This window comes from Streptomyces sp. MAI_2237 (assembly GCF_054189285.1).
The window spans coordinates 2,663,249-2,679,437 of sequence record NZ_JAJPGQ010000003.1 but is presented as its reverse complement, the minus strand read 5'-3'; the positions used below and the strand labels follow the sequence as shown (position 1 = coordinate 2,679,437).

Annotated in this window: 12 protein-coding genes and 1 rRNA gene; 3 read left to right on the top strand and 10 right to left on the bottom strand. The window is 68.2% G+C overall.

Translation table 11 applies throughout. The annotated features are described in order from the left end of the window. Nucleotides 1–100: 100 nt before the first annotated feature. The 3 genes from LN251_RS22825 to dapA all read right to left on the bottom strand — a co-directional run bounded on the left by LN251_RS22825 (nt 101) and on the right by dapA (nt 4,853). Nucleotides 101–1,626: ribosomal RNA gene (locus LN251_RS22825) — 16S ribosomal RNA — on the bottom strand. A 496-nt stretch (nt 1,627–2,122) separates the two neighbouring features. Beyond that, the gene (locus LN251_RS22820; protein WP_458246005.1) at nt 2,123–3,808 is read right to left on the bottom strand and encodes a ribonuclease J; all 1,686 of its coding nucleotides are present in this window, start codon (nt 3,806–3,808) and stop codon (nt 2,123–2,125) included. Between the two features lie 145 nt (nt 3,809–3,953). Continuing rightward, a complete protein-coding gene (gene dapA, locus LN251_RS22815) occupies nt 3,954–4,853 on the bottom strand; it encodes a 4-hydroxy-tetrahydrodipicolinate synthase (protein WP_362995240.1) in 900 nt (299 codons plus the stop codon). 333 nt (nt 4,854–5,186) lie between these two features. Here dapA and thyX point away from each other — a divergent pair, with 333 nt between their 5' ends. The 3 genes from thyX to LN251_RS22800 all read left to right on the top strand — a co-directional run bounded on the left by thyX (nt 5,187) and on the right by LN251_RS22800 (nt 7,090). Continuing rightward, on the top strand, nt 5,187–5,972 hold the full coding sequence (gene thyX / locus LN251_RS22810) for an FAD-dependent thymidylate synthase (protein WP_458246004.1): 786 nt from the start codon (nt 5,187–5,189) through the stop codon (nt 5,970–5,972). 211 nt (nt 5,973–6,183) lie between these two features. Continuing rightward, nucleotides 6,184–6,444, top strand: a complete 261-nt coding sequence (locus tag LN251_RS22805; RefSeq protein ID WP_458246003.1) for a hypothetical protein — start codon at nt 6,184–6,186, stop codon at nt 6,442–6,444. A gap of 91 nt (nt 6,445–6,535) precedes the next feature. Beyond that, complete coding sequence (locus LN251_RS22800; RefSeq protein ID WP_458246002.1) at nt 6,536–7,090, top strand: PH domain-containing protein; 555 nt, start codon at nt 6,536–6,538, stop codon at nt 7,088–7,090. A 67-nt stretch (nt 7,091–7,157) separates the two neighbouring features. Here the strand turns inward: LN251_RS22800 and LN251_RS22795 are convergent, their stop codons facing one another. The 7 genes from LN251_RS22795 to eccD form a co-directional block, all read right to left on the bottom strand. After that, the gene (locus tag LN251_RS22795; RefSeq protein ID WP_249839496.1) at nt 7,158–7,610 is read right to left on the bottom strand and encodes a tetratricopeptide repeat protein; all 453 of its coding nucleotides are present in this window, start codon (nt 7,608–7,610) and stop codon (nt 7,158–7,160) included. Nucleotides 7,611–7,621: 11 nt separating this feature from the next. After that, a complete protein-coding gene (dapB, locus tag LN251_RS22790; RefSeq protein ID WP_458246001.1) occupies nt 7,622–8,374 on the bottom strand; it encodes a 4-hydroxy-tetrahydrodipicolinate reductase in 753 nt (250 codons plus the stop codon). 37 nt (nt 8,375–8,411) lie between these two features. Then, nucleotides 8,412–9,791, bottom strand: a complete 1,380-nt coding sequence (locus tag LN251_RS22785) for a M16 family metallopeptidase (RefSeq protein WP_458246000.1) — start codon at nt 9,789–9,791, stop codon at nt 8,412–8,414. Beyond that, entirely contained in the window at nt 9,788–12,004 is a 2,217-nt protein-coding gene (locus LN251_RS22780; protein WP_458245999.1) for a polyribonucleotide nucleotidyltransferase, read from the bottom strand. The genes LN251_RS22785 and LN251_RS22780 overlap by 4 nt, the downstream gene beginning before the upstream one ends. A 326-nt stretch (nt 12,005–12,330) precedes the next feature. Continuing rightward, nucleotides 12,331–12,618 (bottom strand): 30S ribosomal protein S15, encoded by a 288-nt coding sequence (gene rpsO, locus LN251_RS22775; protein WP_028802543.1) that lies wholly within the window; start codon nt 12,616–12,618, stop codon nt 12,331–12,333. Between the two features lie 176 nt (nt 12,619–12,794). Continuing rightward, nucleotides 12,795–14,291, bottom strand: a complete 1,497-nt coding sequence (locus LN251_RS22770; RefSeq protein WP_458245998.1) for an outer membrane protein assembly factor BamB family protein — start codon at nt 14,289–14,291, stop codon at nt 12,795–12,797. Between the two features lie 427 nt (nt 14,292–14,718). Beyond that, nucleotides 14,719–16,176: a type VII secretion integral membrane protein EccD gene (gene eccD, locus LN251_RS22765; protein WP_362995225.1), complete on the bottom strand. Its 1,458-nt coding sequence runs from the start codon at nt 16,174–16,176 to the stop codon at nt 14,719–14,721. Nucleotides 16,177–16,189 lie beyond the last annotated feature (13 nt).

The following is a 16,189-nucleotide window of genomic DNA, read 5'->3' as shown; positions in this document are numbered from 1 at the left end:
CGGCCGAATAGTCAACGTTCCACCCATGAGCAACCAGCATCAGACATTCGCTGACGTTCTGGCCTCTGACCGAGCGAACTCGGTAAGAAGTGCTCCTTAGAAAGGAGGTGATCCAGCCGCACCTTCCGGTACGGCTACCTTGTTACGACTTCGTCCCAATCGCCAGTCCCACCTTCGACAGCTCCCTCCCACAAGGGGTTGGGCCACCGGCTTCGGGTGTTACCGACTTTCGTGACGTGACGGGCGGTGTGTACAAGGCCCGGGAACGTATTCACCGCAGCAATGCTGATCTGCGATTACTAGCGACTCCGACTTCATGGGGTCGAGTTGCAGACCCCAATCCGAACTGAGACCGGCTTTTTGAGATTCGCTCCACCTCACGGTATCGCAGCTCATTGTACCGGCCATTGTAGCACGTGTGCAGCCCAAGACATAAGGGGCATGATGACTTGACGTCGTCCCCACCTTCCTCCGAGTTGACCCCGGCGGTCTCCTGTGAGTCCCCATCACCCCGAAGGGCATGCTGGCAACACAGAACAAGGGTTGCGCTCGTTGCGGGACTTAACCCAACATCTCACGACACGAGCTGACGACAGCCATGCACCACCTGTACACCGACCACAAGGGGGCGCCTGTCTCCAGACGTTTCCGGTGTATGTCAAGCCTTGGTAAGGTTCTTCGCGTTGCGTCGAATTAAGCCACATGCTCCGCCGCTTGTGCGGGCCCCCGTCAATTCCTTTGAGTTTTAGCCTTGCGGCCGTACTCCCCAGGCGGGGAACTTAATGCGTTAGCTGCGGCACCGACGACGTGGAATGTCGCCAACACCTAGTTCCCACCGTTTACGGCGTGGACTACCAGGGTATCTAATCCTGTTCGCTCCCCACGCTTTCGCTCCTCAGCGTCAGTAATGGCCCAGAGATCCGCCTTCGCCACCGGTGTTCCTCCTGATATCTGCGCATTTCACCGCTACACCAGGAATTCCGATCTCCCCTACCACACTCTAGCTAGCCCGTATCGACTGCAGACCCGAGGTTAAGCCTCGGGCTTTCACAATCGACGTGACAAGCCGCCTACGAGCTCTTTACGCCCAATAATTCCGGACAACGCTTGCGCCCTACGTATTACCGCGGCTGCTGGCACGTAGTTAGCCGGCGCTTCTTCTGCAGGTACCGTCACTTTCGCTTCTTCCCTGCTGAAAGAGGTTTACAACCCGAAGGCCGTCATCCCTCACGCGGCGTCGCTGCATCAGGCTTTCGCCCATTGTGCAATATTCCCCACTGCTGCCTCCCGTAGGAGTCTGGGCCGTGTCTCAGTCCCAGTGTGGCCGGTCGCCCTCTCAGGCCGGCTACCCGTCGTCGCCTTGGTGAGCCATTACCTCACCAACAAGCTGATAGGCCGCGGGCTCATCCTTCACCGCCGGAGCTTTCAACCCTCACAGATGCCTGCGAGAGTGTTATCCGGTATTAGACCCCGTTTCCAGGGCTTGTCCCAGAGTGAAGGGCAGATTGCCCACGTGTTACTCACCCGTTCGCCACTAATCCCCACCGAAGTGGTTCATCGTTCGACTTGCATGTGTTAAGCACGCCGCCAGCGTTCGTCCTGAGCCAGGATCAAACTCTCCGTGAATGTTTACCGGTAATCCGGTCGACACCACGAGAGCGGAACAGTCAGGCGGAATAGGCCCGACCGTTCACAGCGTCCTCGCTGTGTTTTCTTCAAAGGAACCTCGCCACCAGGAAATCCCGGTGTCGGGGTATCAACATATCTGGCGTTGACTTTTGGCACGCTGTTGAGTTCTCAAGGAACGGTCGCTTCCTTTGTACTCACCCTCTCGGGCTTTCCTCCGGGCTTCCCTTCGGTCTTGCGTTTCCGACTCTATCAGACCGTTTTCCGATCCGATTTCCTCGGTGCTTTCCAGGTTCCCGCTTTTGTTTCGCGGTTTCCTTTCCGGCGGATCCGACTTTATCAGAAGTTCTGAGTCGGTTTCCCCGCCCCTCCGGGTCTGCTCCCGACGCGTGAAGCGTCCGGGCCTTCCCTTGCTGGCGGAGCCGTAAACGTACTGGAGCGGGGCGCCCGGATGCAAATCGAGGCGCCCCGCTCCCAGTTCGGACCCGACGAGGTGTCAGACCTCCACCACGACCGGCAGGATCATCGGCCTGCGTCGATACGTGTCGGAGACCCACTTGCCGAGGGTCCGGCGGATGAGTTGCTGCAGCTGGTGCGGCTCCACGACGCCGTCCTGGGCCGAGCGTTCGAGGACCTCTGCGATCTTCGGGATCACGTCACCGAAGGCGGAGTCCTCGATGCCCGAGCCCCGGGCCTGGATGTGCGGGCCGCCCGTGATCTTGCCGGTGGAGGAGTCCACGACGACGAAGACCGAGATGATGCCCTCGTCGCCCAGGATCTTCCGGTCCTTCAGGGCCGGCTCGCCCACGTCACCGACCGACAGGCCGTCGACGTAGACGTACCCCGCCTGGACCTTGCCCGAGATCTTGGCCTTGCCTTCGACGAGGTCGACGACGACGCCGTCCTCGGCGATGACGATCCGGTCGTGCGGGACTCCGGTCAGCGCGCCCAGCTCGGCGTTGGCCCGCAGATGGCGCCATTCGCCGTGCACCGGCATCAGGTTCTTCGGGCGGCAGATGTTGTAGAAGTACAGGAGCTCGCCGGCGGACGCGTGGCCCGAGACGTGCACCTTGGCGTTGCCCTTGTGGATGACGTTGGCGCCCCAGCGGGTCAGTCCGTTGATCACGCGGTAGACCGCGTTCTCGTTGCCCGGGATCAGCGAGGAGGCGAGGATCACCGTGTCGCCGTCGACGATCCGGATCTGGTGGTCGCGGTTGGCCATCCTGGACAGCGCCGCCATCGGTTCGCCCTGCGAGCCCGTGCAGACCAGGACCACCTCGTGGTCCGGGAGGTCATCGAGCGTCTTGACGTCGACCACCAGGCCCGGCGGGACCTTCAGATAGCCGAGGTCGCGGGCGATGCCCATGTTGCGGACCATCGAGCGGCCGACGAAGGCGACCCGGCGGCCGTACTCGTGGGCCGCGTCCAGAATCTGCTGGATGCGGTGGACATGGCTGGCGAAGCTCGCCACGATGATCCGCTTGCGGGCGCTCGCGAAGACCTGGCGCAGGACGTTGGAGATGTCCCGCTCGTGCGGGGTGAAGCCCGGGACCTCGGCGTTCGTGGAGTCCGACAGGAGGAGGTCGATGCCCTCCTCGCTCAGGCGGGCGAACGCGTGCAGATCCGTGAGGCGGTTGTCCAGCGGGAGCTGGTCCATCTTGAAGTCGCCGGTGTGGACGACCATGCCGGCCGGGGTGCGGATGGCGACCGCGAGCGCGTCCGGGATGGAGTGGTTGACCGCGATGAACTCGCAGTCGAAGGGGCCGACGCGTTCGCGGTTCCCCTCCGCCACCTCGAGGGTGTACGGGCGGATGCGGTGCTCCTGGAGCTTGGCCTCGATCAGGGCGAGGGTCAGCTTGGAGCCGATCAGCGGGATGTCCGGCTTCTCCCGCAGGAGGAAGGGGACGCCGCCGATGTGGTCCTCGTGGCCGTGCGTCAGGACGATGCCCTCGATGTCGTCGAGGCGGTCCCTGACGGACGTGAAGTCCGGCAGGATCAGGTCGATTCCGGGCTGCTCCTCCTCGGGGAAGAGCACTCCGCAGTCGACGATCAGCAGGCGGCCGCCGTACTCGAAGACCGTCATGTTTCGGCCGATCTCACCGAGACCGCCGAGTGCGGTGACCCGGAGTCCGCCCTCGGGAAGCGCCGGGGGCCGGCCGAGTTCAGGATGCGGATGACTCAAAAGACTCTCCTCACCACGCACGCCACGTACCGATAGGCACGTGGCGCGCATGACGTTCGTGCGTGTAGCAGTTGTCGTTGTGGGGTGCAGGCGCGCGATGGCCCTGCCTGTTCAGTTGTGAAGCCCGGTGGTGCCAAGTCTGGTGTTAGAGCTGTACCCCGCCCGCGGCAAGATCGATCTTGAGCTGCTCGATCTCTTCCGGCGTGCACTCCACCATGGGGGCGCGCAGGGGGCCGGCCGGGAGACCCTGGAGGGCGAGGGCGGCCTTCGTCGTCATGACGCCCTGGGTGCGGAACATGCCCGTGTAGACCGGGAGCAGCTTCTGGTGGATCTCGGTGGCCTTGTGTACGTCGCCCGAGACGAAGGCGTCCACGAGGGCGCGCAGGTCGGGGGTGACGACATGGCCGACGACCGAGACGAAGCCGACCGCGCCGACGGACAGCAGCGGGAGGTTCAGCATGTCGTCGCCGGAGTACCAGGCGAGACCGGAGCGCGCGATGGCCCAGCTGGCGCGGCCCAGATCGCCCTTGGCGTCCTTGTTGGCGACGATGCGCGGGTGCTCGGCGAGCCGGACCAGCGTCTCGGTGTTGATCGGGACTCCGCTGCGGCCCGGGATGTCGTAGAGCATGACCGGCAGTTCGGCGGCGTCGGCGACGGCCGTGAAGTGCCGGTACAGGCCCTCCTGCGGGGGCTTGTTGTAGTAAGGGGTGACGACCAGGAGGCCGTGGGCTCCGACGCGCTGGGCCTCGCGGGCGAGTTCGATGCTGTGGTGGGTGTCGTTCGTGCCGACGCCGGCGACCACGTGGGCCCGGTCGCCGACGGCCTCGAGGACCGCCCGTACGAGGTCCGATTTCTCCGCGTCGCTGGTGGTGGGGGACTCGCCGGTGGTGCCGTTGATGATCAGGCCGTCGTTGCCTGCGTCCACCAGATGAGCGGCGAGCCGCTGCGCGCCGTCGAGGTCGAGTGCGCCGTCCGCCGTGAAGGGCGTGACCATGGCGGTGAGGACCCGCCCGAAGGGGGTCTGCGGAGTCGAGGTCGGAGCCATGGGGAACACGCTACTCGGTGCTCAATGCGAGGTCTGCCCTTGGGGTACGGGATAAGTCAGGACAAATGCGGAGCCCGGTACTGCCTGCTCGGGGGTTCAAGCAGTACCGGGTCCGTTTGATCAGGCTAGATGAACTTCTCCAAAAGCCGCAATACGGACACCTCTGAGCGTGATCCGTACAGATGTCCCGCTCGGAGGGGCGGCCTGTCCGTGTGCCTACGATGAGACCCCATCCCTGAGCGGCCCGGCCGCTGCCCGGCCCGCCGCCAGAAGCGGGGGTGCCAGCATGGGAGGATTACCCCCCTCTGCCCCGTTGTGAACTGGAGTGATCACATGCACGCGGTCGAACCACAGGTGCATCTCATTGGTCGCCCCGCCCTCGACTACGACGAGATCGCGGCGTACCTCAAGGATGTCGGTGGGGAGAAGTGGCTGGAGCGCATCGACCGCGGTGAGCTGGACGACGCACAGAACCTCGCGGAGTTCGCCGGCCGCATCTGCTACCGCTCCTGGGAGCCCGGACTCAACCCCAACGTGACGCGCATCCGCGCGGACCAGGAGAAGTACCTGCAGAACATCCTGGCCAGCGCCCACGGGTCGGTCCTGGAGCACGTCACCTTCAACTTCATCCTGCACAACGTCAGCCGCGTGGCCACCCACGAACTGGTGCGCCACCGCGCGGGCGTGGCCGTCTCCCAGGAGTCCCTGCGCTTCGTGCGGCTGGACGACCTGCCGTTCTGGTTCCCCGAGTGGGCGCAGCAGGACGTGGAGCTGATGTCCCGCGCCAACGGGCTGCTGAAGGAGATGGAGGCCTTCCAGCGCTGGATGGCCGACCACTTCGGACTGGACGAGGAGGGGGTGCCCTTCTCCGAGAAGAAGGCGAAGACCTCCTTCATGCGGCGGTTCGCGCCCGAGGGGCTGGGCACCGGGCTGGTCTGGAGCGCGAACGTGCGCACCCTGCGCCATGTGATCGAGAACCGTACGGCGGCGGGGGCGGAGGAGGAGATCCGCCTCATCTTCGGCAAGGTGGGCGAGCTGATGATGAAGGAGGCTCCGGCGCTCTTCGGCGACTACACCGTCGAGGACGGGGCCTGGGTCCCGGGCTGGCGGAAGGTCTGACCCTTCCCGCCCTCCTCCTTGAGCGGACCCGAGGTGGCCGGGTCGCTCCCCGCACGGTCGTGGGGAGCGACCCGGCCACCTTTTTCGCGACATCGTCGGCGAATTTCTGTGAATTCGGCGGAAGCGGGCACCTTTTGGGGCACTCGGCCGTCTGTGTAGACGACAGTCACCCGTTCGACACCGCAGCCGTGTCCAGAAGGAGGCGCACCCCATGTTCCTCCCCCAGCTACCACTGGGAGGTGCCCCCAGCGAACCCGTCCCGTTCGCCTTCGTCGCCGAGGCCGACAGGTTCCGCAGCAACGTCACTCCCCCGCCCCGTCAACGGGCGTCCGCAGGCCAGATGGCCGGGCGCTGGCTGCTGGGGCTGACCATCGTCGCCGGGCTGGTGGGCTCCCTGGTCCTCGGGATGCCGGCCCTGTCCACGCCCCCCTCCACTCCGGCTCAGCAGTCACAGGCGTCCCAGGGGCACTGACTCCATCCAGACCCCCGAAGGTGGTGAGCGGGGACACAGGCGGATAGCCTCACCGGGCACAGCCCACGCATGGAGCGAGTGAGGACCAGCCGTGCCCCTGCCCTTCCTGACGGCCGACCGTGCTTTCGAGACCGCCGAGGACATCGCACTGCCCTACGAGGACCGCGACCGTTGGCGGCGCCCGTACCGCCCCGGGCCGTGGCGCGTCGGCGCGGCGGCCCTGTGGCTGCTGCTCGCCTCGTTCGTGCTGTTCGCGGCGGTCCTCATCGGCCTCACGGGATCGGTGTCCGAGGCCGCGGTGATCCTCGGCGTCGCGCTGGTCGTCATCCTCGGCGCGCTGCGGCTGCTGCGTGTGGGCGTGTGGGTGAGCCCGCACGGTCTGCGCCACGTCCGCTACTTCGGTACGCGTACGACGCCCTGGGCGCAGATCGCCGACGTGCGGACGGTGCAGCAGCCGGTGCGCTGGCTGGGGCTGCCGCGCACGGTGCAGGGGCAGGCGCTGATCCTCGTCCGCTCGGACCGGGAGGCCCAGGACCTTCCGGTGCTGCTGACCACCCACAACGCCGACTTCCTGGCGCGGCCGGGGTCGTTCGACCGGGCGGCGGACACCGTCGAGGCCTGGGCGGCGGAGAACCGGCGGGACTGACCCGGCAGACGTACGCCGAAGGGGCCGGTCCGCTTGCTGCGGACCGGCCCCTTCGGCATGGACGGAGCTAGGGCTCGATGGTCCTGCCGTCGTGCAGCGCGATCGCGCGTTGCATCGCCTTGCGTGCCCGTGGGGTGTCGCGGGCGTCGTGGTAGGCGACGGCGAGGCGGAACCAGCTGCGCCAGTCGTCGGGGGCCGCCTCCGTCTCGGCCTTGCGCTTGGCGAAGACCTCGTCCGCCGAGTCACGGTCGATCCGCCCGCCGGGCGTCCGCCTCAACTCGTCGACGGGCAGGCCGCCTTCGGCGTCGAGTTCGGCGGCGAGGGCGTTGGCCCTGCGGACGAACCGGGTGTTCTTCCACAGGAACCACAGGCCGATCACCGGAAGGATCAGCACCGCGACGCCGAAGGTGACGGTCACGGCCGTGCCGGCCTGGATGAGCATGACGCCGCGGCTGCCGACCAGGACGAAGTAGAAGACCAGGACGGCGGCCGTTATGACGTAGGAGATCTTCGCGCGCATGACGTCGGGGCTCAGTTCAGATCGAGGAAGTGTTCCAGGCCGAAGGTGAGGCCGGGAGTGGTCACCACGCGGCGCACGCCGAGCAGGATGCCGGGCATGAAGCTGCTGTGGTGCAGGGAGTCGTGACGGATCGTCAGCGTCTCGCCCTCGCCGCCGAGCAGGACCTCCTGGTGGGCGAGCAGTCCGCGCAGGCGGATCGAGTGGACGGGGATGCCGTCGACGTCGGCGCCGCGCGCGCCCTCCAGGGCGGTCTGCGTGGCGTCCGGCGCCGGGGCCGTGCCGGCCTGCGCGCGGGCCTCGGCGATGAGCTGGGCGGTGCGGGTGGCGGTGCCCGACGGCGCGTCGACCTTCCTCGGGTGGTGCAGCTCGACGACCTCGACCGACTCGAAGTACGGCGCGGCGATCTGCGCGAACTTCATGTTGAGCACGGCACCGATGGAGAAGTTGGGCGCGATGAGGACGCCCGTCTCCGGGGAGGCGGCCAGCCAGGTCTTCAGCTGCGCGAGGCGCTCGTCGGTCCAGCCCGTCGTACCGACCACCGCGTGGATGCCGTGGCCCAGGCAGTACTCGAGGTTGGCCATGACCGAGTCCGGGGTGGTCAGTTCGACGGCGACCTGGGCGCCGGTCCCGGCGAGGGTCTCCAGCGTGTCGCCCCGGCCGAGGGCGGCGACCAGCTCCAGGTCCTCGGCGGCCTCGACGGCCCGAACCGCCTCCGAGCCGATGCGGCCCTTGGCACCGAGGACCGCCACGCGCAGCTTGCTCATCTCTTTCGCTTCCTCACGCAGTTACCGAAGACGGATGTCAGGCCACGGCTTCGTGCAGCCGGGACGCCTGCTTGTCCTTGAGCGGGCCGATGACCGACAGGGACGGCCGCTGTCCCAGGATGTCGCGGGCGACCGAGCGGACGTCGTCCGGGGTCACCGACGCTATCCGGGCGAGCATGTCGTCGACCGACATCTGCTCTCCCCAGCACAGCTCGCTCTTGCCGATGCGGTTCATCAGCGCGCCCGTGTCCTCCAGGCCCAGGACGGTCGAACCGCGCAGCTGGCCGATGGCCCGGCCGATCTCGTCGTCGGACAGACCGTGCTCGGCGACCTGGTCGAGCTCGTCGCGGCAGATCTTCAGCACGTCGTGGACCTGCGAGGGCCGGCAGCCGGCGTAGACGCCGAACAGGCCGCAGTCGGCGAAGCCCGAGGTGTACGAGTACACGCTGTAGGCCAGGCCGCGCTTCTCGCGGACCTCCTGGAACAGGCGGGAGGACATGCCGCCGCCCAGCGCCGTGTTCAGCACGCCGAGCGCCCAGCGGCGGTCGTCGGTGCGCGGCAGACCCGGCATGCCCAGGACCACGTGGGCCTGCTCCGTCTTGCGGCCGAGCAGTTCGACGCGGCCCGCGGTGCGCAGGGCACGCCGGCCCTCGCGCGGGGCGATGGGCGTGGCCTCCGCGTTCCTGAAGGCGCCGGCCTTCTCGAAGGCGACCCGGACCTGTCGTACGACCTTGTTGTGGTCGATGTTGCCGGCGGCCGCGACCACGAGGTGGGTCGGGTCGTAGTGCTTCTTGTAGAAGCGGCGGATGCGGTCGGCGGTGAGGGCGTTGACCGTGTCGACCGTGCCGAGGACCGGGCGGCCGAGGGGGTTGTCGCCGAACATCGTGTGCGCGAACAGGTCGTGCACGCAGTCGCCCGGGTCGTCCTCGGTCATGGCGATCTCTTCGAGGATCGCGCCGCGCTCGACGTTGACGTCCTCCTCGCGGATCAGGGAGCCGGTCAGCATGTCGCAGACGACGTCTATGGCGAGCGGCAGGTCGGCGTCGAGCACGCGCGCGTAGTAGCACGTGTACTCCTTCGCCGTGAACGCGTTCATCTCGCCGCCGACCGCGTCGAGGGCGGCGGAGATGTCCAGGGCCGACCGGCGCTGCGTCCCCTTGAAGAGGAGGTGCTCCAGGTAGTGCGTGGCGCCGTTCAGGGCCGGCGTCTCGTCGCGGGAGCCCACGTGCGCCCAGATGCCGAAGGTCGCGGAACGGACCGAGGGCAGGGTCTCGGTGACGATGCGCAGGCCACCGGGCAGGGTCGTCTTGCGGACGGTGCCGATGCCGTTCTCGCCCTTGATCAGGGTTTGGGTACGGGCGACGGCCCGCGCCTCCGAAGAGGTGCGGGCCGTCGCCGTGGCGCTGCTCGACGTCACTGGTCGGTGTCGTCCTTCTTCTCTTCGTCGCCTTCGCCCTCGATCACGGGGACGAGGGAGAGCTTGCCGCGGGAGTCGATCTCGGCGATCTCGACCTGGACCTTGGAGCCCACGCCGAGCACGTCCTCGACGTTCTCCACGCGCTTGCCGCCGGCGAGCTTGCGGATCTGCGAGATGTGCAGCAGACCGTCCTTGCCCGGGAGCAGCGACACGAACGCACCGAAGGTCGTCGTCTTCACGACGGTGCCCAGGTAGCGCTCGCCGACCTCCGGCATGGTCGGGTTGGCGATCGAGTTGATCGTCGCGCGGGCCGCCTCGGCCTGCGAGCCGACCTGGGCACCGATGTAGATGGTGCCGTCGTCCTCGATGGTGATCTCGGCGCCGGTGTCCTCCTGGATCTGGTTGATCATCTTGCCCTTGGGGCCGATGACCTCACCGATCTTGTCCACGGGGATCTTCACGGTGATGATCCGCGGGGCGTTGGGGGACATCTCGTCCGGCGTGTCGATCGCTTCCATCATCACGTCGAGGATGTGGAGGCGGGCGTCACGGGCCTGCTTCAGGGCCGCGGCCAGGACGGAGGCCGGGATGCCGTCCAGCTTGGTGTCGAGCTGGAGGGCGGTCACGAACTCCTTGGTGCCGGCGACCTTGAAGTCCATGTCGCCGAAGGCGTCCTCCGCACCGAGGATGTCGGTGAGGGTGACGTAGTGCGTCTCGCCCTCGATCTCCTGGGAGATCAGGCCCATGGCGATACCGGCGACGGGGGCCTTCAGCGGCACACCGGCGTTCAGCAGCGACATGGTGGAGGCGCAGACCGAGCCCATGGACGTCGAGCCGTTGGAGCTCAGCGCCTCGGAGACCTGGCGGATCGCGTAGGGGAACTCCTCGCGCGTCGGCAGGACCGGGACGAGGGCGCGCTCGGCGAGGGCGCCGTGGCCGATCTCGCGGCGCTTCGGGGAGCCGACGCGGCCGGTCTCGCCGGTGGAGTACGGCGGGAAGTTGTAGTTGTGCATGTAGCGCTTGCGGGTCACCGGCGAAAGGGTGTCCAGCTGCTGCTCCATACGGAGCATGTTCAGGGTGGTGACGCCCAGGATCTGGGTCTCGCCACGCTCGAACACCGCGGAGCCGTGCACGCGCGGGATGGCCTCGACCTCGGCGGCCAGGGTGCGGATGTCGGTGACACCGCGGCCGTCGATGCGCTTCTTCTCCTTGATGACGCGCTCACGGACCAGGGTCTTGGTCAGCGAGCGGTACGCGGCGGAGATCTCCTTCTCGCGACCTTCGAACTCCGGCAGGAGCTTCTCGGCGGCGAGCGCCTTGACGCGGTCCAGCTCGGCCTCGCGCTCCTGCTTGCCGGCGATGGTCAGCGCGGAGGCGAGCTCCGGCTTGACGGCGGCGGTGAGGGCCTCGAGGACGTCGTCCTGGTAGTCCAGGAAGATCGGGAACTCGCCGACCGGCTTGGCGGCCTTGGCGGCGAGGTCGGACTGCGCCTTGCACAGCACCTTGATGAAGGGCTTCGCGGCCTCGAGACCGGCGGCGACGACCTCCTCGGTCGGGGCCTCGGCGCCGCCCTTGACCAGCTGGATGGTCTTCTCGGTGGCCTCGGCCTCGACCATCATGATCGCGACGTCGCCGTCCTCCAGGGTGCGGCCCGCGACGACCATGTCGAAGACGGCGTCCTCGAGCTCGGTGTGCGTCGGGAAGGCCACCCACTGGCCGTTGATCAGCGCGACGCGGACGCCGCCGATCGGGCCGGAGAAGGGCAGACCGGCCAGCTGCGTGGACGCGGAGGCGGCGTTGATCGCCACGACGTCGTACAGGTGGTCGGGGTTGAGGGCCATGATCGTGCAGACGACCTGGATCTCGTTGCGCAGGCCCTTCTTGAAGGACGGGCGCAGCGGGCGGTCGATCAGACGGCAGGTGAGGATGGCGTCCTCGGAGGGACGGCCCTCACGGCGGAAGAAGCTGCCGGGGATCTTGCCGGCGGCGTACATCCGCTCCTCGACGTCCACCGTGAGGGGGAAGAAGTCGAGCTGGTCCTTGGGGTTCTTGGAGGCGGTGGTGGCCGACAGCACCATGGTGTCGTCGTCCAGGTAGGCCACGGCGGAGCCGGCGGCCTGCTTGGCCAGGCGGCCCGTCTCGAAGCGGATGGTGCGGGTGCCGAAGGAGCCGTTGTCGATGACGGCTTCGGCGTAGTGGGTCTCGTTCTCCACTAGCGTTTTCTCCGTTACTTTTCGTCTTTTGTCCCGTCCGCCCGTGTGGCGGGGGGACGTGAGCGGAGAAGCGCTCCTTCTGGTGCGGGCCGGTCTTCGATCGAAGCACCCGGGGTTCGCATCGCCCGGGGGCCACTACCGAGGACCGGCGGCGGCGAGGTGCACTTCTCCTCGTGCATACCGCGTGTGCGGCATTGCGCTGTGCTACCACACTACAAAGCGGGTGTGACACTGCGCACGTTTCCGTACGTACGGCAAAGGTTTCCGTACGTACGGCAAAGGGAGCGATCCCCGATCGTTTCGGGAACCGCTCCCTTCATGGCGTACTACTTGGCGCCCGCCGCACCGCGGCGGATGCCGAGGCGGTCGACCAGCGTACGGAAACGCTGGATGTCCTTCTTGGCCAGGTACTGCAGCAGGCGACGACGCTGACCGACCAGGATGAGCAGACCACGACGGGAGTGGTGGTCGTGCTTGTGGGTCTTGAGGTGCTCGGTCAGGTCGGAGATGCGGCGCGAGAGCATGGCGACCTGGACCTCGGGGGAGCCGGTGTCGCCCTCCTTCTGGCCGAACTCGCTGATGATCTGCTTCTTCGTAGCGGCGTCGAGCGACACTCGTACTCCTCGTGATCTGTGGTTGCCGCCGAGTGCCCCTGGTCTGCTTCTCAGGGGGGCTTCCGTGACTCGGGAGGCGGGATCCGTTGAGCGCAGTCTCCGGACGAACCGGGGACGCGTACACAAACGGCCGTCACACAGCGTACCAGGCGGCCGGGGCCGGTCCGGCCGGGGCCCTAGCGCACCGCCAGGCTCTCGACTCCGAGGACGAGGTAGACCCATCGTGGCTGCCCCTTGGCGGGTCCGTCGACCTTCTTGACGCCGAAGAAGATGCGGCCGTCCTGGACGACGATGTCGTTGTACTCCGTGGTCGTCATGAAGTCGGCCTCCTGGGGGAGGTCGAAGTAGAGGTAGGGGGTCTCCCCACCGGTCCTCGGGTTCAGGGCGACCAGTCCCGTGGGCATGACGTGCTGGTCGGTCACGCGGACGGCGAGGAGCCGGTCGCCGCTCATCCGTGCGGGGTACAGCAGCGAGCCGGGGCCGGAGTCGAACTTCCTGGTGGTCTTCCCGGTCGCCAGGTCGAAGCCGATGATCCAGTTGGAGTTGATCAGCTCGCCCGAGTCCTTGCTGCGCAGGAAGACCTGACCGGCGCCGACGGCGATGGTCGGGCAGTCCTCGGTGGACAGGTAGTCGTCGTACGAGCACTCGCCCACGTACGTGCCGTTCTGCAGGCGGATCACCGCCCGCGTCCTGCCGCGGCCGTCGAGGGAGAGGATCTCGGAGATGCCGATCTCGCCGGCCTGGACGGCGAGGACGGGCGGTTCGGCGGAGGGGATGTTCAGGTCGCGGACGCCCTTGGCGGCGGAGTACGTCCACAGGGTCTCGCCGGTCTTCGGATCGACCTTGCGCGCCTTGTAGGTGGTGGCGTCCGTGGAGTCGGCGGGCGCCTTGTCGTTCCAGCACTGCTCGCGCACCAGCAGCGCGCCTCCGCCGGCGGCGCCCATGTCCTGGCAGGCGCCGTTCACCGTCGTCCCCCACGCGCGCGTGCCGTCCTTCATGCGGTACGCGTCCGTGCCGCCGCCCCACGTCACGACGACCGTGCCGTGCACGAGGGTCACGCTCGGGGTGTCCTGCTCGTCGCCGCCGGTCGCCACGCCGTGGCCGTCACCGAGCTGGGAGACGGGGAAGTCGGCGTCCCAGATCTCCCGGCCGTCGTCGAGGTCGAAGAAGGCCACGTGGTTGCAGTAGGCGTTGCCGCGGTCGTTGGCCCGGAAGAGGACGGCCGTGCGGTGGTCGCCGGTGACGCGGCGGGTGTAGCCGCAGATCGGGCCGTCGAGGGGGAGCTTCCACTTCTCGTCGCCGGGAGAGGCGTCGTCGCCGATGCGCAGGCCGAGGACGGTCTTGTGGATGCCCTTGGCGAGGATCTTGTCGGTGGCCCACATGCCGGGCAGCTCGTAGTGCTCACCGGGGCTCATGTCGTCCACGGAGAAGCGGAAGGCCATCTTTCCGGTGGGGTTCGCGGGCTTCTTCTCGACGGTCTCCCGGAGGTCGAGGGGGCCCTGCGCGGCGGCCGGGGTGCCCGTGGACTTCGTAGCGCCCGTGCCTGAACCCCACAGGAACCAGCCGCCCGTGCCGAGGGCCGCGACCAGGACGAGCGCGAGCAGGGCCAGGGGCCACCTGACGCGGCGCTTGGGAGCGGGGGGCTGCGCGGGCGGCGCGGGGGACGTGGACATCGATGGCGGCGGGCCGAAGCTCACGCGGGGGTCCCTTCCTATGGCGGCCTTGTGGTGGCGGAGCGCTTCTGCGACGAGGGGCGGACTTGGGTGGAGGTGCGGTTCCGACGAGGGTGCGGATGCCGGTGGAAGCGCGGCTCCGACAGGGGTGCGGACTCCCACGGGGGCGCGGGCTCTGGCGGAGGCGCGGGAGCGCGGATTGCGGTGGAGGCACGGCTTCCGGCGGGGGGCACGGGCTCTGCTGGAGGTGTGGCTTACGACGAAGGTGCGGACTCCCGTAGAGGCGCGGCTTCCGACGCGGTGCGGCTTCCGGTGGCGGCGCGGCTCCAGTGGCGGCGTGCAGCTGGCGGAAGTGCGGATTCCGGTCCGGTGGGCATGGCAACGCCCCACCCTCCGGGTGCGGAGTGTGGGGCGGTACGGCTGTCGGCTAGACGCCGCCGCGGACCTTGCCGTAGACGTCGAGGACGGCCAGGCAGACCGGCACCAGCGACAGCAGGACCAACGAGTCCGCGAGGTCGAGCATGCGGCCCCAGAAGGGGGACAGGCCCTTCTGGGGGACGATCAGGGCGATCGCGATGAGCAGCAGCACACCGACCGCGACCGAGGCGCCGAGCCACAGGGTCCGCACGTTGACCGGGCCGGAGTTGCCCTGGAGCAGGTCCATGATGACGCCGGCCGGCGGCGAGATCGCGAGGCCGAGGACCAGCAGGGCGAGCGTGACGACACCGGCCACGAACAGGCAGGTGACCTGGGCGGTGTAGCGGAACAGACGGGCCCGCAGCATCGCGGCGAGGCCGGTGCACAGGGCGAGCAACTGGGCCCAGCCGCTGTCGCTGAAGCCGAGCACCGCGCCGCCCGCGCCGACGACGACCGCGGCGCAGCCGCCCACCAGGCCGAGCAGCAGCTCGTGGCCGCGGCTGGTCTGGGCGACGATGCGCTGGACGTCCACGGCCTCCAGGTCGCCCTCGCGGCCCTCGCGGCGGGCGCGGGCCAGGTCCTCGGGGTTGCGGAAGCCGATCGGCAGCTTGGCGAACCGGGCCGACCAGCCGGGCAGGAAGCCGACGACCGCCAGGGCGACGACGGCGGTGCCGGCGGCGATCTCGCGCGGCGCGGCGTCGGTGAGCACCCCGGCGAAGACGGCGAGCGTGCCGATCGCGGAGGCCAGCGCGGCGGCCACGAACGGGGCGTCGCCCTGCGGCAGCAGCATGATCAGCACGACGGAGAACAGCAGGACGGCGACGCAGCCGACGAGGAACTGGATCCGGCCCGGCCCCTCGTGCGCGTCCTGCGCGATGACACCGGAGCCCGCGATCAGCGCGTGCGGCAGCGCCGAGATGCCGAGCGCGACGGCCGAGCCCCGGTCGTCGTAGACCCGCGCGCGGACGCCGGCCATGGCGGTCAGGGCGAGCGCGGTGACGCCGGCGAGGATGCCCTGCAGGCCGTGCATGTCGTGCCGGACCGGGTCGGCGAACCAGAAGACGAAGCCGAGCATGACCAGCAGCAGCGATCCGGCGACCAGACCGGCGATCCGCATCAGGTTGTCGTTCCAGCTGCGGGTGTCCTGCTTGACCGCGGCGGCGATGGCGTCGACCACGTCGTCGTGCACGGCCGGCGGCAGCGAGTCGGCGAACGTGCGCAGCAGCAGCACCTCGCCGTCGCGGACGCGGTGCTCCAGCAACGAACGGCTCGCGTCGAGCACTTGGCCCTCGCGCGTCACCAGGTGGTAGCCGGCGAGACTCGTGTCCGACTGGACCAGACCGGAGAGCCGGATGATCTCAGGGAAGAGGTCCTGGATCGGAAGGTCCTCGGGCAGCGCCACATCGACCCGACTGTCCGGCGCTGCGATGGTGATTCGGCAGAAACCTGTCGAAGTCCCCGTGCTCACCTGGTGATCCCCC

Bases quoted from the DNA above. Each gene is read 5' to 3' on its own strand.
- thyX (WP_458246004.1), top strand. From the start codon at position 5,187: ATGCACGCGGTCGAACCACAGGTGCATCTCATTGGTCGCCCCGCCCTC.
- dapB (WP_458246001.1), bottom strand. From the start codon at position 8,374: ATGAGCAAGCTGCGCGTGGCGGTCCTCGGTGCCAAGGGCCGCATCGGC.
- LN251_RS22805 (WP_458246003.1), top strand. From the start codon at position 6,184: ATGTTCCTCCCCCAGCTACCACTGGGAGGTGCCCCCAGCGAACCCGTC.
- dapA (WP_362995240.1), bottom strand. From the start codon at position 4,853: ATGGCTCCGACCTCGACTCCGCAGACCCCCTTCGGGCGGGTCCTCACC.
- LN251_RS22795 (WP_249839496.1), bottom strand. From the start codon at position 7,610: ATGCGCGCGAAGATCTCCTACGTCATAACGGCCGCCGTCCTGGTCTTC.
- LN251_RS22770 (WP_458245998.1), bottom strand. From the start codon at position 14,291: ATGTCCACGTCCCCCGCGCCGCCCGCGCAGCCCCCCGCTCCCAAGCGC.